16 protein-coding genes and 1 pseudogene are annotated in these 22062 nt (G+C 52.8%); 12 read left to right on the forward strand and 5 right to left on the reverse strand.

The window, feature by feature from the left end; translation table 11 throughout:
- Window positions 1-89: 89 nt before the first annotated feature.
- The 3 genes and pseudogenes from bglG (at window position 90) to AC07P6_RS09905 (ending at window position 4364) form a co-directional block, all read left to right on the forward strand.
- Window positions 90-923: a transcriptional antiterminator BglG gene (bglG, locus tag AC07P6_RS09895; protein ID WP_110272412.1), complete on the forward strand. Its 834-nt coding sequence runs from the start codon at window positions 90-92 to the stop codon at window positions 921-923.
- Between the two features lie 53 nt (window positions 924-976).
- Window positions 977-2949 (forward strand): annotated as a pseudogene (gene bglF / locus AC07P6_RS09900) (PTS beta-glucoside transporter subunit IIABC).
- Window positions 2950-2966: 17 nt separating this feature from the next.
- Complete coding sequence (locus AC07P6_RS09905) at window positions 2967-4364, forward strand: glycoside hydrolase family 1 protein (protein WP_478316124.1); 1398 nt, start codon at window positions 2967-2969, stop codon at window positions 4362-4364.
- Between the two features lie 114 nt (window positions 4365-4478).
- Here AC07P6_RS09905 and AC07P6_RS09910 read toward each other — a convergent pair whose 3' ends face one another.
- Window positions 4479-5213, reverse strand: coding sequence for a class I SAM-dependent methyltransferase (locus AC07P6_RS09910; RefSeq protein WP_478316125.1), 735 nt, complete (start codon window positions 5211-5213; stop codon window positions 4479-4481).
- A gap of 153 nt (window positions 5214-5366) precedes the next feature.
- Between AC07P6_RS09910 and mdtQ the strand changes: the two genes are divergently transcribed.
- Entirely contained in the window at window positions 5367-6806 is a 1440-nt protein-coding gene (gene mdtQ / locus AC07P6_RS09915; protein ID WP_182239939.1) for a multidrug resistance outer membrane protein MdtQ, read from the forward strand.
- Between the two features lie 159 nt (window positions 6807-6965).
- Here mdtQ and AC07P6_RS09920 read toward each other — a convergent pair whose 3' ends face one another.
- Window positions 6966-7520: a helix-turn-helix domain-containing protein gene (locus AC07P6_RS09920; RefSeq protein WP_182239937.1), complete on the reverse strand. Its 555-nt coding sequence runs from the start codon at window positions 7518-7520 to the stop codon at window positions 6966-6968.
- A 544-nt stretch (window positions 7521-8064) separates the two neighbouring features.
- Here AC07P6_RS09920 and AC07P6_RS09925 point away from each other — a divergent pair.
- Together AC07P6_RS09925 and AC07P6_RS09930 are read left to right on the forward strand one after the other, a co-directional pair.
- Window positions 8065-9075, forward strand: a complete 1011-nt coding sequence (locus AC07P6_RS09925; RefSeq protein WP_478316126.1) for a hypothetical protein — start codon at window positions 8065-8067, stop codon at window positions 9073-9075.
- Complete coding sequence (locus tag AC07P6_RS09930; protein WP_478316127.1) at window positions 9072-10622, forward strand: L-serine ammonia-lyase, iron-sulfur-dependent, subunit alpha; 1551 nt, start codon at window positions 9072-9074, stop codon at window positions 10620-10622. Before AC07P6_RS09925 ends, AC07P6_RS09930 begins: the two co-directional genes overlap by 4 nt.
- 105 nt (window positions 10623-10727) lie before the next feature.
- Here the strand turns inward: AC07P6_RS09930 and AC07P6_RS09935 are convergent, their stop codons facing one another.
- On the reverse strand, window positions 10728-11297 hold the full coding sequence (locus AC07P6_RS09935; protein ID WP_182239933.1) for a DedA family protein: 570 nt from the start codon (window positions 11295-11297) through the stop codon (window positions 10728-10730).
- Window positions 11298-11451: 154 nt separating this feature from the next.
- Here AC07P6_RS09935 and AC07P6_RS09940 point away from each other — a divergent pair, with 154 nt between their 5' ends.
- The 4 genes from AC07P6_RS09940 (at window position 11452) to AC07P6_RS09955 (ending at window position 15977) form a co-directional block, all read left to right on the forward strand.
- Window positions 11452-12039, forward strand: coding sequence for a Yip1 family protein (locus AC07P6_RS09940; RefSeq protein WP_110272418.1), 588 nt, complete (start codon window positions 11452-11454; stop codon window positions 12037-12039).
- A gap of 175 nt (window positions 12040-12214) precedes the next feature.
- The gene (pbpG, locus tag AC07P6_RS09945; RefSeq protein ID WP_478316128.1) at window positions 12215-13162 is read left to right on the forward strand and encodes a D-alanyl-D-alanine endopeptidase; all 948 of its coding nucleotides are present in this window, start codon (window positions 12215-12217) and stop codon (window positions 13160-13162) included.
- Window positions 13163-13358: 196 nt separating this feature from the next.
- Complete coding sequence (locus tag AC07P6_RS09950; RefSeq protein ID WP_478314718.1) at window positions 13359-14723, forward strand: IS4 family transposase; 1365 nt, start codon at window positions 13359-13361, stop codon at window positions 14721-14723.
- 291 nt (window positions 14724-15014) lie between these two features.
- Window positions 15015-15977 carry an IS110 family RNA-guided transposase gene (locus AC07P6_RS09955; protein WP_478314716.1) on the forward strand — a complete coding sequence of 321 codons (963 nt, stop codon included), beginning with the start codon at window positions 15015-15017 and terminating at the stop codon, window positions 15975-15977.
- 75 nt (window positions 15978-16052) lie between these two features.
- Here the strand turns inward: AC07P6_RS09955 and AC07P6_RS09960 are convergent, their stop codons facing one another.
- Window positions 16053-16607, reverse strand: coding sequence for a GNAT family N-acetyltransferase (locus AC07P6_RS09960; protein ID WP_182207367.1), 555 nt, complete (start codon window positions 16605-16607; stop codon window positions 16053-16055).
- A gap of 93 nt (window positions 16608-16700) precedes the next feature.
- Complete coding sequence (gene dld / locus AC07P6_RS09965) at window positions 16701-18443, reverse strand: D-lactate dehydrogenase (protein ID WP_478316129.1); 1743 nt, start codon at window positions 18441-18443, stop codon at window positions 16701-16703.
- A gap of 194 nt (window positions 18444-18637) precedes the next feature.
- On the opposite strand from dld, the gene bglX reads away from it, so the two are divergent.
- Both bglX and osmF read left to right on the forward strand, forming a co-directional pair.
- Window positions 18638-20935, forward strand: coding sequence for a beta-glucosidase BglX (gene bglX / locus AC07P6_RS09970; RefSeq protein ID WP_478316130.1), 2298 nt, complete (start codon window positions 18638-18640; stop codon window positions 20933-20935).
- A gap of 202 nt (window positions 20936-21137) precedes the next feature.
- Window positions 21138-22055, forward strand: a complete 918-nt coding sequence (gene osmF / locus AC07P6_RS09975; RefSeq protein ID WP_478316131.1) for a glycine betaine ABC transporter substrate-binding protein OsmF — start codon at window positions 21138-21140, stop codon at window positions 22053-22055.
- The last annotated feature ends 7 nt before the right edge of the window (window positions 22056-22062 follow it).

The following is a 22062-nucleotide window of genomic DNA, read 5'->3' on the forward strand; positions in this document are numbered from 1 at the left end:
TACTCAGCCCTGATTGTTACTGCTCCGGCAGGCAAAACCTGATTTCCTGGCATCTGTCGGGGTCAGGTTTTTTTGTTTTTGGGGTTCATATGCAAATCGCCAAAGTACTTAATAATAATGTAGTGGTGGTTGTAGATGAGCAGCAGCGCGAACAGGTGGTCATGGGCCGAGGACTTGCCTTTCAAAAACGCGTTGGTGACTCTCTTGATGAAAGTAAAATTGAAAAGGTCTTCGCGCTGCAGAGCGATGAACTGGTTGGCCGTTTAGGCGAATTACTCAGTCAGATACCGTTAGAAGTGATGACCACCTGCGATCGGATTATCGATCTGGCGCGCGGTCGTCTCGGTAAGTTACAGGACAGTTTGTACATTACCCTGACCGATCACTGCCACTTTGCGATTGAGCGGCAAAAGAACGGCATGGCGATTCGTAATGTCCTGCTGTGGGAAATTAAGCGGCTGTATCCGAAGGAATTTGAGTTAGGGCAGGAAGCGCGGGCGATTATCGCCAAACGGCTCGGGGTTGAGCTTGCCGAAGATGAAGCCGGGTTTATCGCCCTGCATCTGGTCACGGCGCAGCTTAACAGCGAAATGCCGGAGGTGATGCACGTTACCCGGGTGATGCAGGAAATTCTGCAACTGGTGAAGTATCAGCTGACGCTCAACTACGACGAAGAGTCGTTGAGCTATCAGCGCTTCGTCACGCATCTTAAGTTTTTCGCCCAGCGGATGCTGACGCGAACGGTGGTTGAAGATGACGATGTGACGCTGCACAGCGCGGTAAAGGATAACTACCCTAAGGCGTGGAAGTGTGCGGAAACCGTTGCCCGGCATTTGCAAAAGAGCTATCAGCGGGCGCTAACGACGGAAGAAATTATGTTTCTCGCCATTCATATTGAACGGGTGAGAAAAGAAGGACGCTAAGCGCTTATCGGGCCTGGCTCTGAGCACCTTCATTAAAACTGGATTGTTACTGCATTACGCAGGCAAAACCTGAGCGCAACGCCAAACCCGGTGTTGTTCTCGGGTTTTTTTATTTTTTAATACTCAGTTAACGATGCCTGCGGGCAGCGGAAGTAAGGAAAACAGCATGGAATATAAAGCACTCGCGCAGGATATTCTCAGCCGGGTAGGCGGCAAAGAGAATATTGTGAGTCTGGTTCACTGCGCTACACGACTGCGTTTTAAGCTCAAAGATAGCAAAAAGGCGGATGCTGAAGGGCTAAAAGCTAATCCGGGCGTCATTATGGTGGTGGAAAGCGGCGGCCAGTTCCAGGTGGTCATTGGTAACCATGTGCATGATGTCTGGCAAGCGGTGCGTAGCGAAGCGGGCCTGACGGACGAGAGTCAGCCGGTCGCGGAAAAGGGCGAGAAAACGTCTCTACTTGGCCAGCTTATCGATATCGTTTCCGGTATTTTCACCCCGTTTATCGGCGTACTGGCGGCCACCGGTTTGCTTAAAGGTTTTCTGGCGCTGGCGGTAGTTTGCGGCTGGCTCAATACTGGTGATGCGACCTATAAAATCTGGTTTGCCGCCAGCGATGCGCTGTTCTTCTTCTTCCCGCTTTTCCTCGGCTATACCGCCGGGGTGAAATTCGGTGGTAATCCGTTTATCACCATGGCGATTGGCGGCGCGCTAACGCATCCGTTGATGATTCAGGCCTTTGAGGCCGCTCAGGCGCCGGGCGCACCGGTCGAGCATTTCATTGGTATTCCGGTGACGTTTATTAACTACAGCTCATCGGTAATCCCGATTATTCTCGCCTCCTGGGTGAGCTGCTGGCTGGAGCGCAGAAGCAATGCGCTGCTGCCATCGGCCATGAAAAACTTCTTCACGCCGGCGATTTGCCTGGGCGTGGTTGTTCCCCTGACCTTCCTGGCGATCGGCCCGGTAGCCACCTGGCTAAGCCAACTGCTGGCGCAGGGTTACCAGATAATCTACGCCGTCGCTCCGTGGCTGGCGGGTGCCGCGCTGGGCGCGCTGTGGCAGGTGTGCGTGATTTTTGGCCTGCACTGGGGGCTGGTACCGCTGATGATTAACAATCTGGCTGTACTGGGCCACGATACCATGGGGCCGATGGTGCTGCCTGCGGTGATGGGCCAGGTCGGCGCAGTATTGGGTATCTTCTTGCGTACTCGCGATACTCGCCAGAAAGTGCTGGCCGGTTCTGCTTTTTCCGCCGGGATTTTTGGTATCACCGAGCCGGCGATTTATGGTCTGACGCTGCCGCTGCGCCGTCCGTTTATCTTTGGCTGCGTGGCCGGGGCGATTGGTGGCGCGATTACCGCATTCTTTAATACCAGCATCTACTCTTTCGGCTTCCCCAATATCTTTTTACCTGCGCTGATGATCCCGCCAGGCGGCGTCGACGCTAGCGTCTGGGGCGGTGTGGTCGGTATGGTGGTGGCGCTGGTTATCGCCTGCGTGCTGACCTTTATCGCCGGGCTGCCGCGCAGCACCGCTGAGCAGACTGCTGTTGTCGTCGCCCCTGCCTCAGAAAACGATATTTTGGCACCGATGACCGGTAGCGTACTGGCGCTGGACAAGGTTCCTGACAGCACCTTCGCCAGCGGTTTGCTCGGCCAGGGCGTAGCGATTATTCCGTCCGTGGGCAAGGTTATCGCCCCGTTCTCAGGCGAAGTTGCCTCAATTTTTCAAACCAAACATGCCATCGGCCTGCTAAGCGATAGCGGTATCGAACTGCTTATCCACGTCGGCATCGATACCGTGAAGCTCGATGGCGCGCCGTTTACTGCTCATGTTAAAGAGGGCGACAAAGTGAAAGCGGGCGATCTGCTGCTGGAGTTTGACCGCCAGGCGATTCTGGATGCCGGTTATGACCTGGCAACGCCCATTATTATCAGCAACAGCGACGATTATCGTGCTCTCGATATTGTCTCCGCCAGCACGGTGGATGCCGGTCAGCCGCTGTTGTCCGTAAGCCATTAATCACAGGAGAGAGATCAATGAAGACATTCCCACAGGCGTTTTTATGGGGCGGTGCGACCGCGGCAAATCAGGTCGAAGGCGCTTATCAGGAGGATGGCAAAGGACTGTCGACTTCTGATATCCAGCCAAACGGCGGTATTTTTAGTGAGGTTGTGGAACGCGTACCGGGCGATAGCAGTATTAAAGATGTCGCCATCGATTTCTACCATCGTTACCCGGAAGATATCAGCCTGTTTGCTGAAATGGGCTTTAACTGCCTGCGCGTATCGATTGCCTGGACGCGTATTTTCCCCAACGGCGATGATGCTCAGCCAAACGAAGCGGGACTGGCCTATTACGATAAGCTGTTTGATGAAATGGCGAAGCACAACATCACGCCGCTGGTGACCTTGTCGCACTACGAGATGCCTTGGGCGCTGGTGAAAAATTACGGCGGTTGGGGCAACCGCAAGGTCATTGGTTTCTTTGAACGCTATGCCCGTACGGTGTTTGCGCGCTATCAGGCGAAGGTCAAGCTGTGGCTAACCTTCAACGAAATCAATATGTCCCTGCACGCACCGATGACCGGCGTCGGCCTGCCGTCAGACAGCAGCAAAGCCGAAGTTTATCAGGCGATTCACTATCAGCTGGTGGCGAGCGCGCTGGCGACGAAGGCCTGCCATGAGATCGTCGCGGAGGGCAAAATCGGCAACATGCTGCTCGGCGGCCTGATGTACCCGCTCAGCTGCAAACCGGAAGATATTTTTGAAACCCTGCAGCAGAACCGCAGCTGGCAGTTCTTTGGTGATGTACAGTGCCGCGGCGCTTATCCGGGCTATATGCTGCGCTATTTCCGCGATAACGGCATTAACATTGAGATCACCGATGCCGATCGCGAAGCCCTGAAAGAGACCGTCGATTTCATCTCCTTTAGCTACTATATGACCGGCTGCGTTACCGCCGATGAAGAGCTGAACAAAAAAGCGCGCGGTAATATTCTCAGCATGGTGCCGAACCCGCACCTGGCAAGCTCGGAGTGGGGCTGGCAGATTGACCCGCTCGGCTTGCGTACGCTGCTGAACGTACTGTGGGATCGCTATCAGAAGCCGCTGTTTATCGTGGAAAACGGCCTGGGCGCGAAGGATAAAGTCGAAGCTGATGGCAGCATCAACGATGACTATCGCATCAGCTACCTCAACGATCACCTGGTGCAGGCGCGCGAGGCGATTGAAGATGGCGTTGAGTTAATGGGCTACACCAGCTGGGGGCCAATCGACCTGGTGAGTGCGTCGAAGGCGGAGATGTCCAAGCGCTACGGTTTTATCTACGTCGATCGCGATGACCAGGGCAACGGCACCCTGGCGCGCAGCCGCAAGAAAAGCTTCAACTGGTATAAAGAAGTGATTGCCACTAACGGCGGCAGCTTAAAAGAGTAATAGCTTGGGGGGCGCGTAGGTCAGGTAAGGCGTTAGCCGCCACCTGACAAAAATGCGTGCACGATAGCTTACATTATCTTCATGGCCCGGATAACTTCCGGGCCTTTTTGCTGATTATCCCGGTTTGCGCGCGCGCAACAGAAAAATCATCGGTCGCTCTTTTTCTTCATCCAGCGCGGGCTGGGCGGCAATTTGCTCCGCCGTCGGCCCCCATTCATCCAGATGCTCAATAACAAAACCGGCGGCGACCAGCAGGTTTATCCAACTGGAAAGCTTACGGTGCTGCTTTTTGACGCCATCGGCAAACCAGTTGCTGATACGCTCGCCTTCCTGCTGATAGTGGCTCACCGGCCAGCTTTTCTGTCCGTTCTCATCTTCCTGCCAGCCCTGACGCAGCGGGGCGGTGTAAATAGGATGTTCGGCGGAAAACAGCAGCGTACCGCCGGGCGTCAATGCCTGGTAAACGGTAGTGAACAGCGGCGCGACGTCAGGCAGATAGTGTAGCGCCAGCGAGCTATAAACCAGCTCACAGCTATTGGCGGGCAGGGTGAGGGTCTGTAGATCTTCGCAGCGATAGCGAATGCCTTCGCCATCGGTCATTTCGCGGGCGCGATCGAGCATCCGGCTGGAGATATCCAGTCCTTCTACCTGTGTTGCACCCTGCTCGCGGGCCCAGCGGCAAAACCAGCCGTAGCCGCAGCCGAGGTCAACAACGCGTAATCCCGATAATGGCGGAAGCATTTGCTGAATGGTTGGCCACTCAGGTGCGCCTTCCAGCCCTTTTACCGAGCGATCGAGGGTGGCGTATCCGGCAAAAAAAGCGGGATCGTCATAGATGTTCTGACTCATTTTCACTCCGTGAATATACCTTTCATACAACTCGAATTATTTTGGGTATGGTTTATTTTTAGCCTGCTAATAGTTTCGGCACACGCTTTACTAAACGGTACTTATGCAATTAGCTTATTATATCCAACCTTATTTAGTCATCAGACCGATTTCATGAACCTGAACTTGAGCAAACGCGTCCTGGCCAGCCTGCCATTGGCTATCGCGCTGGCTGGCTGTGCGCCATCGCACGATATTAGCAACCCGGTGCAGCAGCAAACCCCGGCATCCCACGTCTCAATGGAACTGCCCGCAGCCGTAAAAAACGGCTGGCCGCAGAGCAACTGGTGGCAGGATTACCACGACCCGCAGCTCAATAGCCTGATTCAGCGCGCGTTAGCTAACGCGCCGGATATGCAGATTGCCGAACAGCGTATCAGGCTGGCGGAAGCGCAGGCGCGGATGTCGCAGTCTAACCTGGGGCCGAGTCTGGATTTTTCCGCCGACGTTGAACGGCAAAAAATGTCCTCTGAAGGCCTGATGGGACCCTTTGCTACCGATACTGATGGCAACACCGGGCCGTGGTATACCAACGGAACCTTTGGCCTGACGGCGGGTTGGGATCTGGATCTATGGGGTAAAAATCGCGCTTTGCTAAAAGCACGCATCGGTGAAGTTAAAGCTCAGGTTGCTGAAGAGGCGCAGACTCGCGAACTGCTGGCCAGCAGCGTCGCCCGTCTTTACTGGCAATGGCAAACCGAAGCCGCCATTAACAACGTGCTGACCCAGGTGAAGAGTGAGCAGAATAATATCGTGACCGTGGATACGGCGCTGTATCAGCGTGGGATCACCAACTCGGCCGAAGGGGCGGAGAGTGATATTAACGTCAGCAAAACCGATCAGCAGCTCGCGGATGTTGCGGGCAACATGAAAGAGATTGAGGCCCGGCTGATGGCGCTGACCAACAACCAGAGTCAGGCGCTAAACCTGCATCCGACCGAACTGCCTGCTGTTAGCGCGCAGATGCCAACGGAGCTAGGCTACGAGCTGCTGGCGCGGCGTCCGGATTTACAGGTTGCGCACTGGTATATCGAAGCTTCCCTGAGCGAAATCGATGCCGCCAAAGCGGCGTTTTATCCGGATATCAACCTGATGGCTTTCCTGCAACAGGATGCGCTGCACCTCAGCGATCTGTTCCGCCACTCCGCACAGCAGATGGGCGTGACCGCCGGTCTGACGCTGCCTATTTTTGATAGCGGTCGCCTGAACGCGAATCTGGATATCGCCAGCGCGCAGAATAGCCTGTCGGTGGCGAAGTATAATAAAGCGGTGGTTGATGCGGTTAATCAGGTAGCGAAAACGGCCAGCCAGGTTGAGACGCTGATGGCAAAAAATCAGCAGCAACAGCAGGTAGAGAAAGATACTCAGCGGATAGTCGCTCTGGCGCAAGCGCGGATGAATGCCGGGATACTCTCCGGTTCACGCGTCAGCCTGGCGAAGCTGCCCGCATTGCAGGAGCGAGTCACCGCACTACGACTGCACGGTCAATGGCTTGATGCCAGTATCCAACTGACTTCCGCGCTGGGTGGCGGGTACCATCAGGCGGCGAAGTAGCTCTGTTTCCCCGGTGGCGTTGGTGGTTATCGGGGAGACGTATCTCTGCGGTCCAGGAGTCAACAAAGGCTCTGGGGCTAATCTGAGAATCTCGAAAGACGTAACCACGACGGAGTCACCAGGTAGGGATCATTTTGCATTCTTATCGGCACAGATTATCTATTTTTTCTTGTAGAACCAGTAACTGACGCAGGTAGAATCCCCAATATTTTTAAAGGTATGCAAGGTATTTTTCTTAATATAGATGGTATCACCAGCATTAATAACAAACTCTTGATCTAACATTTCGATGCATAGGCTTCCCTGAGTAATGATCGCTATTTCATCATAATCATGACCCCAGGAAGTGCGTTCATAGGTAATCCCTTTTTCCACCGTGATACAGATGGCTTCGATGTCATTTTCCCCAGGACTGAGCATTTCGTATTTTACTTTTCCTTTCTCAGCAAAAAACACGTCTCTTTCATCTGCCCGAACCACAGGGCTCACAGGGGTATCATGCACGGTTAGCACATCGGTGATGTTCACGTTTAAGGCAAAACATACCTTTTGCAACTGATAGATTGTCGGGCTGATCACGTTTCTCTCTAAGTTACTCAAATAACCGCTAGATAAGCCGCTCTCAGCTGATAACTGTTGTAATGTCTTACTTTGTTGTTTTCTGATTTCTTTTATTCTTTGTCCGACATTACAATTCGAAAAATCTTCATTCATTGGCTCGTTACACCTTGCTGTAATTCACTGATCTGATAGAGGTTATCTCGAAAACTAACCGCGCCCAGGGAGTATAATACAAGCGATACGGTGTTGAATAAATCACATTTTGAATCAACACGTTTGTCAGTAAACCTGCCCTCAAATCTGGTGTAGGTTTTACGGGCCCCAGCGGAGATGATGATGGGATTCATAGAGTGTCACTCATGGGCGATCTCATCGCTTACGCTCACTTCTAACAATGTACAAAACACTCCTGTGATCTTTGAATGGGTTAATTTGTTATTATTTTCAATATGTTAATTTGATTTTGTAACCCGATGGAACTCCGATCTCTCTTCCTTCCTTAGTACTGATTCGTACTCTTGAAAATCAGATCTAATTCACAATTGTGAATTTAAAATCATAATAATGGAAAAACAGCGTGATGAGGGAGGATGTTCATGATAGCTTGTTTTCATGATTATGAAAAAATAATTATATTTTTTAATAATGGTGATGTTCATGGGGTTTAAGGATTTTCAAATCTGATCGAGGAGGATGTGTGAATAAACTATTTTTAAGCCAGGTCTATATTTTCGTTGCCTCTAGCCTGGGCTATCTAATCGGCGGCGGTTTTATGAGCGGCCAGGAAACCATTCAGTTTTTTGTCCCATTCGGCCATCACGCTGTTGGCGTCGGGATTGTGTTCAGTCTGGTGATTATTTTTGTCAATATAGGATTCATTTACGCAGGTAAATATGGCGGTTGTAGTAAAGGAACTGAGGTATTTACATTCTTCTGTGGGCCGATTATTGGTAAAGTGATCGAATGGTTTTCGCTGCTATTCTGTTTTACCATGTTTATTGCAGAGATCGCCGCCGGTGGCTCAATATTATTTGAGCAATATGGTTTACCTCTAATCATCGGTGCAATTATTACTGCGGTTATCACCGCCGGGACTGTTACTATCGGTTTAAATTCTATCCTTAAATCTCTGGGTATAATTATGCCGTTCTTAACTGCCTTTGTGGTTATTGTGAGTATCGCAACACTGGTTATGAACGGGAGCAACATTGATGTAAATGCGGTTCGTGTCGAGGCGAATGAATTTGAACTATTAAAGGTCGCACCAAACTGGTTCCTTTCTGGTATATCTTTAGTTGGTTTGATTATCTATGCACTGCTTGATGTGGTTGCTTCTTACGCCATCACCTCTAATATTGAACAAGTAGCAAATAAACAAATTATCAATTTCTTCCTTGCGAAAGAAATTTGGGCCCCGCTTGGTATTGCATTTGGCGCATTAATATTTTTTGCTATCTATACCATTTCAACGCCATTGCTTCATATTATTGCGATTAAATTCTCTGAGGAAGGCACGAAGAAACATAAAGCTATCGTTTGGGGTGTTTCTCTCATTGCACTACTTGGTGCCATTGCAATGCCATTTGATGTCATTATCAATGCTGTTTATATCATGAGTGGGTATGTCGGTTCGCTGATTGTTGTCCTGATGGTCGTAAAATTTATCCGTATCTATTTAGCAAAAAACCGTAATAATGAGGCTGTATGATGGTTCATAGTATTTTCAATGATGTGTTGGGGCCGATTATGTGCGGCCCTTCCAGCTCACATTCAGCGGGTTGTGCAAGGATAGGTTTAGAATCTCGTTTATTGTTTGGACGAGAGATAAATAAAGCAAATATTATTTTTGATGAAAGCGGTTCTTATCCTGAAACTTATATTGGGCAAGGTTCAAACTTCGGATTTACCGGCGGATTGCTTGGTTTTAAAACAGACAATGCGCAAGTCAAAGATGCGGTAGAAATTGCTAAAAGTATGGGCAAGAACATATGGTTCTCTAAGCAAAAACTCTCATCACGACATCCGAATGAGGCATTGATTAATGTCTATAATGAAAATGATGAAATCGAACTTTCCGTTTTAACATTTTCAACCGGCGGCGGGATGTTTGAGATTGTAGAATTAAATGGTTTTCCTGTTTTTATCGATGGTACTCAGGAACAGATTTTTATTTGTTGTTCCCTGGCTAATGCCACCCATTTGGTTGACGTACTTAATAAATTAGATGTTTCAATAAAGAAATCGATGAAAAATGACAGCGTGTTGTATGCGGTGTCGGGTTTCGATAGGGAAACAAAAGAAAAAATACTGGCGTTTGATAAGCAACCTGATGTGCTATGGGTGAAATATGCCCCTGCAATTATGCCGGTTGAAATGAAAAAAAAGCCGACGGTACTTTTTTCTAATGCTGAAGGGGCATTATCCTATGCGAAAGCAACAGGGAAATCGATGTGGGAGATTGCCCTGGACTATGAGGTTTCGATTGGTAAAACAACCGAAGAAGAGATATGGCAGCTGGCGGAACATACCTATGATGTGATGAAACAGTCAACGATTGCGCCAGATCCGGCCTCAACGCCTGTGTATGGTTTTTTACCCTACAAAGCTCAGGAAATGAAACAGGCTATTAAAAGCACGAATTCAATACCATCAGGGGTATTAAATGATGCTGCTTTGGCTGCGATTTCAGTCATGGAAAATAGCTGTGCGCATAATATCGTCGTGGCCGCGCCAACGGCTGGGTCCAGTGGTGTCATTCCTGCTAGTATCATCATTATTGGTGAAAGCCTGAATTTACCAAGAGAAGATATCATCAAAGGGTTACTGGTCAGTGGCTTAATTGGATCGTTTATTTCAAACAACGCTTCTTTTGGTGCCGAAGTTGCTGCTTGCCAGGCTGAGAATGGGTCAGCAAGCGCAATGGCGGCTGGCGGTATTGTTCAACTATTAGGCGGTAACATCGAACAAGCTTTTCAGGCTGCATCGATGGCGATGCAAAATATGCTCGGCCTTATTTGCGATCCGGTAGGAGGCTTGACTGAAATTCCTTGCATAAGTCGTAACGTCAGCTCGGTCAGTAATGCAGCACTATCTGCGAATATGGTGATGTGGGGATTTAACCCAATAATTCCACTGGATGAAACTATTCATTCAATGTATGACATCGGACAGAAAATGCCAGCAACACTGCGTTGCACCTGTCAGGGGGATTATGCATCACCAAAACGGGGCAACGCATTACGCAAGATTTATTGATAAAACGTGAAAAGTTATAACACTGACTTTCTACATTAATAGACTGACCCAAAATCAACTCCTGAAAGTGTATCAGGGGTTGATTTTGAGACTTTAGGTTGGTCTTCACTCTTTCCTTTTCGCCTCGCGGCGCTTGAGCCACCAGTGCGCCGCAACCACCAGAACGACCACCAGAACCAGCCAGATAAAGTGTTTCAGATGCGCATCCAGATGATGCAACCACGGGCCAATCGCTTCACCGCCGAGATATCCGAGGGTGGTAAAAATTAACGCCCAGATAATCGCGCCGAGAATATTCAGCGGCAGAAACAGCTTTGGCGGCAGACGGCTGGCGCCAATCAGTAGCGGCCCGATAACCCGAAAGCCGTACATAAAACGGGTGCCAATCACAAACAGATAAGGGCGTCGCTGAATCATGCGTTGGGCTTTCTGAATCCGCTTTTTCTGGCTCGAGAATCGCCGCAGAATGCGCCCGCCAAAGCGTCTGCCAAGTAAGTAAAGCAACTGGTCGCCGATCATTCCGCCAAGGGCGACCGAGACAACCACCAGCCAGAACTTCAATAATCCCTGATGTGCCGCCACGCCGCCGAGCAGAGTGATGGTTTCGCCTTCCGCCATGCTGCCAATGACCAGCGCCGCGTAGCCGTACTGGGAAATCAGGTTATTGATATCCATATAAAGATAAACTCCTTAACACGTCAGTCCCTTAATCATACACCCTGATGATAAAAATGCGGGGAAGAGCATTTTTATCGTTGTACACAAAATAATCTACAAGGTGAATTATACTTGGATCAGTGCTGTACCACGCCGTGACAAGGGGGACGCTATGAACCATGTCTGGGGACTCTTCTCTCATCCTAATCAAGAGATGAGCGTTATCAAAAGTGAAAACGAGACCATTTCGCATCACTATACGCACCACGTGCTGGTCATGGCGGCGGTTCCGGTTATCTGCGCCTTTATCGGCACGACGCAGCTGGGCTGGAACTTCGGCGATGGCACCGTGGTAAAACTGTCGCTGATGACCGGGCTGGCGCTGGCGGTGCTGTTTTATGCCGTTATGCTCGCCGGGGTAGCGGTGATGGGGCGGGTTATCTGGTGGATGGCAAGAAGCTATCCGCAGCGGCCTTCGCTGAAACGCTGTATGGTGTTTGCCGGTTATGTCGCCACGCCGATCTTCCTGAGCGGGATTGTGGCGCTCTATCCGCTGGTATGGCTGTGCGCGCTCGTGGGGACCGTCGCGCTGCTGTATACCGGTTATCTGCTGTACCTCGGCATTCCAACCTTCTTGAGTATCAATAAAGAAGAGGGGCTGAGCTTTGCCAGCTCCACTCTGGCGATTGGGGTGCTGGTGCTGGAAGTGCTGCTCGCCATCACCGTGATTCTCTGGGGTTACGGATATCGACTCTTCTGATTGACTCATTGCCGACATAAATAGGTTTTTATGTCGGCAATGCAGCATTTGTTCACGATTCTTATTAGCCAGCCAGCGTTCTGCCGGGGTATGATGATTTTTGCCAGCGGCGTTACCACCCCAACGCCGCGGCGTACGTTCATAACGTGCAAAAATACTTTTCAGAATGCTCACGATGACCAAATTTCGAGTTTCTTTGCTCAGCCTGACTTTGCTGCTGGCTGTGCCTTTTGCGCCCCAGGCGATAGCTAAAACCCCTGCGGCGGTTACCGCTTCACAGCCGGATATCGCTTCCGGTAGCGCAATGATCGTCGATCTTGCCAGTAAAAAAATCATTTATGCCAGCCAGCCGGATCTGGTTCGCCCGATGGCGTCAATCACCAAGGTGATGACCGCGATGGTGGTGCTGGATGCCCATCTGCCGCTCGATGAGATGCTGAGCGTCGATATCAGCCATACGCCTGAAATGAAGGGTATTTATTCACGCGTGCGCCTGAACAGCGAAATCAGCCGCCGCAATTTGCTGCTGCTGGCGCTGATGTCGTCAGAAAACCGCGCTGCCGCCAGCCTGGCGCACCATTATCCGGGTGGCTACGATGCGTTTATTCGTGCGATGAATGCCAAAGCGCAGGCACTGGGAATGACCCGTACCCGTTACGTTGAGCCAACTGGCCTGTCGATTCATAACGTCTCCACTGCACGCGATCTGAGCAAGCTGCTGATCGCCAGCGAACAGTATCCGCTGATTGGTCAACTGAGCACCACCAAAGAGGATATGGCGACCTTTGCTCATCCCGCCTACACGCTGCCGTTCCGTAATACCAACCATCTGGTGTACCGCGATAACTGGAATATTCAGCTGACTAAAACCGGTTTTACCAACGCGGCGGGCCACTGCCTGATTATGCGTACGGTGATCAAAGGGCGTCCGGTGGCGCTGGTGGTCATGGATGCGTTCGGAAAATATACCCACTTTGCCGATGCCAGTCGTTTGAGGACGTGGATTGAAACCGGGAAGGTGATGCCGGTTCCGGCTTCCGCGCTCAGCTATAAGAAGCAGCGTGAAGCGCAAATGGCCGACGCGATGCTGAAAGGCGGCGCGCAGACCGCGCAGAACGATTAACCTGACGTCCCCCGGAGGCGGCGCTGGCGCGCCTGCCCGGGCTACCCGCATACCCAAGCTCCGAACGGTTCCCTCTCCCTTTTGGGAGCTGTCTCTTATACACAAATCCTCCGACAACATTGCCGGAGGATTTTTTGAATCTTTTCCCTGTTTATTGATCTCTGTTTAATACTCCCCCGACTTCTGGTGTTCTGCTATGGTGCTTTCTGATTGTTATTCATGGGCTAACGACATTTTTGGATCCGCTGAATTAGGGGATTTACGCCGTACCCGGCGGCTTGTCACTCTGGCCTCTTCACTGGCTCAACATACCGGACTTTCTATTGTGCAATCCTCCCGTTCTCCTGCCGAAGTTGAAGGTGCCTACCGCCTGATGCGTAACCCCGCAGTTTCACCTGATGACATCGCCGATGCTGGTTTCACCGCGACGGCCAGAGCCGCTGCTGAATACTCGCTTCTGCTCGCACTGGAAGACACCACCGCCCTGAGTTTTGGCCACAGCTCTGTCACTGACGAGCTGGGTAATATTGGCACCAGTCAGCGCACTTATGGGCTGCTGGCCCACTCTGTCCTGCTCTGTGCACCAGACAGTGCCCGTATGGTGGGTCTCATTGACCAGCAACGCTGGTGCCGTGCGCCAGCCAGCTATGGCAAAAAACATCAGCGCAGTCAGCGTCCTTATGAAGAGAAAGAGAGCTATAAATGGCAACGGGCTTCTGAGCATATGGCGCAACGGTTGGGTGAAACCCAGTCACGGGTTATCTCGGTCTGCGACCGGGAGGCGGATATCTGGCATTACCTTAGCTATAAACTCAGCCACGGGCAGCGGTTCGTTGTGCGGGCGGCACAGAATCGTCTGCTGGCAGAGGCACCCGGCAAACTGTTCAGCCTGCCGGAGTCTCTGACAGAAGCCGGGAGCCACAGACTGAATGTGGTGCAGAAGGGAGGCCGGGCGGCCAGGCAGGCACAGATGAAGGTCAGCTACAGTGAAATACAACTGAAATCAGAGAAAGGGACGCTGTCATTAACCTATATCTGCTGCCGCGAAGACGAGCCGGAAGGGGCCTGCTGGCATCTTCTGACGTCAGAAAAAGTGGAGAACTCAGCGGAGGCGAGAACGGTGGTGAGCCACTACGAACGGCGCTGGCTGATAGAGGAATACCATAAGGCCTGGAAAAGCGGCGGCGCACAGGTGGAAGCGTTGCGGATGCAGACGCGGGACAATCTGGAACGAATGGTGACAATCCTGGCCTTCGTGGCGGTGAGGGTGCTGGCGTTACGGCAGGGAGGTGTAAGTGAGGAAACGCAGAATGAAAGCTGTGAGTCGGTACTGAGTCCGGTGGAATGGAAGTTGTTGTGGGTGAAGCAGGAAGGAAAAGCGCTGCCGGAAAGGCCGCCGACGCTGAAATGGGCCTGTCTGTCTCTGGCAAAACTGGGCCGATGGTATGACAGTAAACGAACAGGAAGACCCGGCTGGATAGTGATATGGGATGGCTGGTTCAGGCTCCAGGAAATGGTTGAGGGTTACAGACTGGCCCTGTCTCTTGAGCAGAAGATCTGATCAAGAGACAGCTTTTGGGAGAGGGTTAGGGTGAGGGGAAATGTGCGCGCGGATGCCCTCACCCCGGCCCTTATGTCTTGACCTTCTCCGTTCCGGCGGAGAAGATCCCCGACTGATCATCGGGAGGTTACCGGTGAGCATCACCCAGCCCTGGAGCCCCTGAGCCCGCGGGAGAGATTATGCCCCGGTAACCTGTTTCCCTGTCGCCTCAAGACCGAACGGTATCCTGTGCCCTGAGCACCCACATATAAGGATGGTCCGGCGATAATATTCATAAGGTTACGGAGTACCATGATGAATCTTGTCCCTGTCGGCGTTGATATCGCCAAACTCAAATTCGACGTTGCTGTCCAGCTGCCAAACCAGAAGTACAAAACCAAAAAATTCGCCAATACCCCAGCCGGATGCCGCGAATTTCTGAACTGGCTGGCGCGTTTTGGTCACTGTCACGTCTGCATGGAGGCAACAGGTTGCTACAGCACTGAACTGGCCACCCTGCTGGCCGATAATGGCTGCTGCGTCAGCCTTGAAAACCCGGCACGTATCCATGCGTTCGCAAACACTGAACTGACCCGCAATAAAACGGACAAAAGCGACGCGGCGCTGATAGCGCGCTACTGCGCTCTGTATCAGCCGGCCCCCTGGCATCCTGCGCCGCTGAGCGAACGACAACTGACGGCTCTGGTACGCCACCTGCGTAACCTGGAAGAGATGCGTCAGATGGAGGTGAACCGCCTTGAGGCGGCAGATGAAGTCATCGTTCCTTCCCTGAATGAACACGTTACGATGCTGGATGAGCTGATTGAAGAAACCCTCAATAAAATCAACCGGCATATCGATGATAACCCGGACCTGAAGTGGGACCGGGAGCTACTGAAAAGTATCCCCGGAATAGGAGACATGCTGAGTGTGAGCCTGCTGGCGTTCGCAGGAAATCTGCGACGGTTCAGCAACAGCAAGGCACTGGTGGCGTATGCTGGTTTGAATCCTCGTCGTTGTGAGTCGGGGATGTGGAAAGGGAAAAGCAGGCTGTCGAAAGTGGGCCATGCAGAGCTGCGTAGCGCACTGTATATGCCAGCGGTAGTGGCAGGAAGATGCAATAAGGTGGTGAAAAACCTGATGGAAAGGCTTGCAGCCCGGGGTAAGACAGGGAAAGAGCGAGTGTGTGCAGGAATGAGGAAATTACTGCAGCTGGCTTATGGTGTGGTGAAATCCGGGCATGAATTTAACGCTGAAATACCACTTGCCGGATAACCGGCAAGACGGTATCTCTCCCGGAGGGAGAGGGAGAAAATCGCCCCGACTTTATTTTCTGTGGTAGGGTGAGGCTTACTCCGGCAGCGTCCAGTCGCCATCGCCGAGAGGGCGCTGCATAATCAACGTATCCCGCCAGTCGCCCATCTTATAGCCAACGCTGCGTAGCTGACCCGCTACGCTAAAACCGAACTTCTTATGAATAGCGATAGACCCGGCGTTGCTGTGCCCGTCGCCGATAATCGCCAGCATTTGTCGCCACGGCCCCTGTTCGCACTTCTCAATCAGTCGGGAGAGCAGGGCGCTACCGATACCGCGACCACCCATTCCTGCCTCAACATAAATCGACTCTTCAAGCGTGTAGCGGTAGGCCGGACGGGGGCGATAAAAGGTGGCGTAGCAGTAGCCGACAATGGTCCCGCGCCACAGAGCAACCAGCCAGGGCAGCCCGTTATCACGCACGTTTTTGATGCGTTTGCGCATCTCATCGACGGTTGGGGGGATCTCTTCAAAGGATGCGCGTCCGTTCAGTACGTGCCAGACGTACAGCGCGGCGATGGCGTGGGCATCATCGGGCAGCGCTTCACGGATCTCTAAGTCAGCGTCATGTAACTTATCCACTGCGGACATGTTGGGTTCCTTTAGCGGGGTTGCCGGAGAGGGGATTTCTCCGGCGTGCAGCGTAATACAGAAGCCCCGCGGCTGAACAGTCCCTCTTGCGGATTATTGCGGTTCGGTCGCGCTCGCGGCGTTATCCGGCATTTCGCCCCAGTATTTTTGCTTACTGGTTTTACCGATCCCCGGATTCATGCTGTTGGTGGGATCGTTCTCGCGATAGAAGCGTTTTAAACCTTCCGGCGCTTCATAAAGATGGCCGACGTTATGCTCGGCCGGATACTGAGCGCCGCGCTCCTTCAGCAGAACCAGCATTTTCTCTTTCAGCTCGTGGGCATCGACGCCTTTTTTCACGATGTAGTCCTGATGGAAAACGTGGCACATAAAGTGACCGTAATAGAGCTTATAAACCAGCTGGCTGTCGATCTCGGCGGGAAGATGCTCAAACCATTCGGTATCGTTACGCCGCAGGGCGATATCCAGCGCCAGAATATCTTCCACTTCATCGGCATGAACCGCCTGATAGCGGATTGCCGCGCCCGCTGCGGCGAAGCGGTGCAGGAAAGCCTTGCTGCCTTCTTCCGCGGTACAGGCAAAGAAATCACCCTCGGCGTTTTTGAAATATTCGCCAAGCCATGTCTGAGCCTCTTCGATACCATCGCCTGCCATCTTCAGCAGCAGATGGTGTTCGTATTTATCGCGCCAGGTTTTCATCCGCTCCGGCAGGTGTGCCGGGAAAACGTGTCCCAGCTTTTGCATAAAGCGGTCGGTGAAGTGCGGCTTAAACAACGACACCTTCTCCAGCATCGCGTCGGTACGGCCCTTCATAGTGAAGAAGAACGGCATTTTATCGGTGCCGAGCTTGTCGATCATCAGGAAGGTATCTTTGCCGTACTGCTCGGCGATATCGTAAATATCGCGGTGCATGTACTCGCCCGCCACCGGCAGGTTACTGAACTCCGCCAGAATATGGCGGCGAATTTCGGTGAGTACGTCAGGCTGATTAGTGCCGATATAAAACACCTGCTGGCGTTTCTCTGCCGGGAAGGTGTCCAGGCGTACGGCGAATACCGCCAGCTTTCCGGCGCAGCCTGAAGATTCAAACAGGCGATCCGGGTCGGCGTTGTAGCGCGCCGGGGTATCGGCATTCACGTCGCGTACGCGGGTGACGTAATCATGATCGTGAGCATGACGGCCGTCATGGCGCACGTTCTCATCTTTAACCCGTTCGTCATCGAGGCAACTGAGGATCTGCTCCGGCGTGGTGCCCAGATCGATACCCAGATGGTTGACGAGGCTGAGCTTGCCGTTTTCATCGATCTGGGCAAACAGCGACATCTCGGTATAAGCCGGGCCGCGCTGTACCAGCGAGCCGCCGGAGTTGTTACAAATCCCGCCAACCACCGACGCGCCGATGCATGACGAGCCAATCACTGAATGCGGTTCGCGACCAAACGGCTTCAGCGCTTTTTCCAGCGAATAAAGGGTTGTGCCGGGGTAAGCCAGCACCTGCTCGCCTTTATCCAGTAGATGTAGTTTATCCAGACGCAGGGTGCTGATAATGACGATTTCGCGGTCATAATCATTGCCGCTGGGGGTTGAGCCTTCGGTCAGACCGGTATTGGCGGCCTGCATCAGAATAATTTTATCCGCGGTGACACAAGCGCTCAGCACGCGCCACAGTTCGAGCAGCGTTCCGGGGAAGACCACCGCCAGCGCCTCGCCCTGGCCGGAGCGGAACCCCTTGCGATAGCGCTGCGTTTTGGCCGGGTCGGTCAGCAGATGCGAAGAACCAACCAGGCGGGTGAGTTCTGCCAGAAAGGCGTTGTTATTTGTTGTTGCAGATGACATGTTCCACTCCTTGTGGTGGTACAAAATAATCAGCTTTAAGAATAGCCCTTTGTATGACAATTTCATGCATCAATGTTTCGAAAAATCAGAGAATAACGCGCGCTTTCTCCAGGCGTCTCGTTTATGTTTATGGCAAACTTCGGTTTTTGCTATCTTTTCGCCGATATATCCGACTGGAACAATGAGGGATAAAAATGAAATGGCTCTGTACTGTAGGCGTCGCTGTGAGTCTGGCGCTGCAACCCGCGCTGGCGGATGAATTGTTCGGCAATCATCCCTTAACGCCGCAGGCGAGGGATGCGTTTGTGACGGAACTGCTGACCAAAATGACGGTGGATGAAAAAATCGGCCAGCTGCGCTTGATTAGCGTCGGCCCGGATAACCCGAAAGAAGCCATCCGTGACATGATTAAAGAGAGTCAGGTGGGGGCGATATTTAACACCGTCACCCGCCATGATATTCGTACTATGCAGGATCAGGTGATGGCGTTGAGCCGCCTGAAAATCCCGCTGTTCTTCGCCTATGATGTGCTGCACGGTCAGCGCACCGTCTTCCCGATTAGCCTTGGCCTGGCTTCCTCTTTTAACCTCGATGCGGTCAACACCGTCGGGCGAGTATCCGCTTATGAAGCGGCTGACGATGGCCTGAATATGACCTGGGCGCCGATGGTCGATGTCTCCCGCGACCCGCGCTGGGGCCGTGCTTCCGAAGGTTTCGGGGAAGATACCTACCTGACCACCGTGATGGGCCGGGCGATGGTTGAGTCAATGCAGGGCAAAAGCCCGGCGGACAGATACTCGGTGATGACCAGCGTCAAGCACTTTGCCGCCTACGGCGCGGTTGAGGGCGGCAAAGAGTACAACACCGTCGATATGAGCCCGCAGCGCCTGTTCAATGACTATATGCCGCCATACAAAGCGGGGCTGGATGCGGGAAGCGGGGCGGTAATGGTGGCGCTGAACTCGCTCAATGGCACCCCGGCGACCTCCGATGCCTGGCTGTTGAAGGACGTGCTGCGCGACCAGTGGGGCTTTAAGGGCATCACCGTGTCTGACCATGGAGCCATCAAGGAACTTATCAAACACGGCGTGGCGTCTGACCCGGAAGACGCGGTGCGCGTGGCGCTGAAGTCCGGCATCAACATGAGTATGAGCGACGAATACTACAGCAAGTACCTGCCAGAGCTGGTGAAATCCGGCAAGGTAACAATGGCGGAGCTGGATGACGCCACCCGCCACGTGCTGAACGTTAAATATGATATGGGCCTGTTCAATGACCCGTACAGCCATCTGGGGCCGAAAGAGTCTGATCCAGAGGATACTAACGCCGAAAGCCGTCTGCATCGCAAAGAAGCCCGTGAAGTGGCGCGCGAAAGCCTGGTGCTGCTGAAAAACCGTCTCGACACGCTGCCGCTGAAAAAATCGGGCACTATCGCGGTGATTGGCACTCTGGCCGACAGCAAACGCGACATGATGGGCAGTTGGTCTGCGGCGGGCGTTGCCGACCAGTCGGTAACCGTGCTGACCGGCATCCAGAATGCACTGGGCGACAAAGGCAAGGTTATCTATGCCAAAGGCGCTAACGTCACCAACGATAAAGGCATCGTCGACTTCCTCAATCTTTATGAGAAAGCGGTGCAGGTCGACTCGCGTTCGCCTCAGGAGATGATTGATGAAGCGGTAGCAGTGGCGAAGCAGTCCGACGTGGTGGTTGCCGTGGTGGGTGAAGCGCAGGGCATGGCCCATGAAGCTTCCAGTCGCACCGACATCACGCTGCCGCAGAGCCAGCGTGACCTGATTAGCGCGCTGAAGGCCACCGGCAAACCGTTAGTGCTGGTGTTGATGAACGGTCGTCCGCTGGCGCTGGTGAAAGAAGATCAGCAGGCTGATGCCATGCTGGAAACCTGGTTTGCCGGTACCGAAGGCGGAAATGCGATCGCCGATGTGCTGTTCGGCGACTATAACCCGTCGGGCAAGCTGCCGATGTCCTTCCCGCGCTCGGTCGGACAGATCCCAACCTACTACAGCCATCTCAACACCGGTCGTCCTTATAATGCCGATAAGCCGAACAAGTACACCTCGCGCTATTTTGACGAGGCTAACGGCCCGCTCTATCCGTTTGGCTACGGCCTGAGCTATACCACCTTTAGCGTTTCCGACGTGAAAATGTCAGCACCGACCATGCAACGCGACGGCAGCGTGACCGCCAGCGTGCAGGTGACCAACACCGGCAAGCGCGAAGGGGCAACGGTGATTCAGCTTTATCTGCAGGACGTCACTGCTTCCATGAGTCGTCCGGTGAAAATGCTGCGCGGCTTTAAGAAGGTGACGCTCAAGCCCGGTGAGACGCAAACCGTCAGCTTCCCGATTGAGCTTGATGCGCTGAAGTTCTGGAATCAGCAGATGAAGTACGACGCCGAACCGGGCAAATTCAACGTCTTTGTTGGCGTCGATTCCGCCCGCGTTAAGCAGAGCGAATTTGAGCTGCTGTAATAGAGGAAACTGCGGGTTCCGTAGGCCGGGTAAGGCGCTAGCCGCCACCCGGCAGAAATGCGAGCACAATATCTAATGCGAGTTTGTTATAAATCTTAAAGGTCGATTAATCGGCCTTTTCTTTTTTCCTCGACGCCTCAAATGAACTAAGCTTTTCTCTTAAGCTCCTGTAAATGGAGCGCAAATTAATGAGGGATGCGGGATGATAAAGGCAAGCAAATGGTCAGGTGCGCTGGTGCTGACGGCCCTGATAAGCCTGCCGTTGCAGGCGGCGGAGCCGGTTAAGGTTGGCTCGAAAATCGACACCGAAGGGGCGCTGCTCGGCAATATTATTTTGCAGGTGCTGGAAAAGCACGGGGTAAAGACTGTCAACAAAGTCCAGCTCGGCACTACGCCTGTGGTGCGCGGGGCAATCACTGCTGGTGAGCTGGATATCTATCCGGAATATACCGGCAACGGCGCATTCTTCTTCAAACTAGAGAACGATCCGGCTTGGAAAAATGCCCAGCAGGGCTATGAGAAAGTCAAAAAGCTGGATGCGGAAAAGAACAAACTCATCTGGCTGACCCCGGCTCCGGCCAACAACACCTGGACTATCGCCGTGCGTCAGGACCTGGCGGAGAAAAATCACCTCACCTCATTAAGCGACCTTGCCAGCTACCTGCAAAAGGGCGGCGAGTTTAAGCTGGCCGCCTCGGCGGAATTTATCGAACGCCCGGACGCGCTGCCGGCGTTTGAAAAAGCCTACGACTTTAACCTCAAGCAAAACCAGCTGCTGTCGCTGGCGGGTGGCGATACGGCGGTCACCATCAAGGCGGCGGCACAGCAAACTTCCGGTGTCAATGCGGCGATGGCCTACGGTACCGATGGCCCGGTTGCCGCGCTCGGGCTGCAAACTCTGAGCGACCCGAAAGGCGTGCAGCCGATTTATGCTCCAGCTCCCGTCGTGCGTGAGGCCGTGTTAAAGGAATATCCGCAGATAGCCGAATGGTTACAGCCGGTATTCGCCAGCCTTGATGAAAAAACGCTACAGCAGCTGAATGCAAGTATTGCGGTGGAGGGCCTGGATGCGAAGAAAGTCGCTGCCGACTATCTGCAACAAAAAGGGCTGCTGAAGTAGAACTCGC

The sequence above is a fragment of the Klebsiella sp. GFKo11 genome (assembly GCF_056490265.1).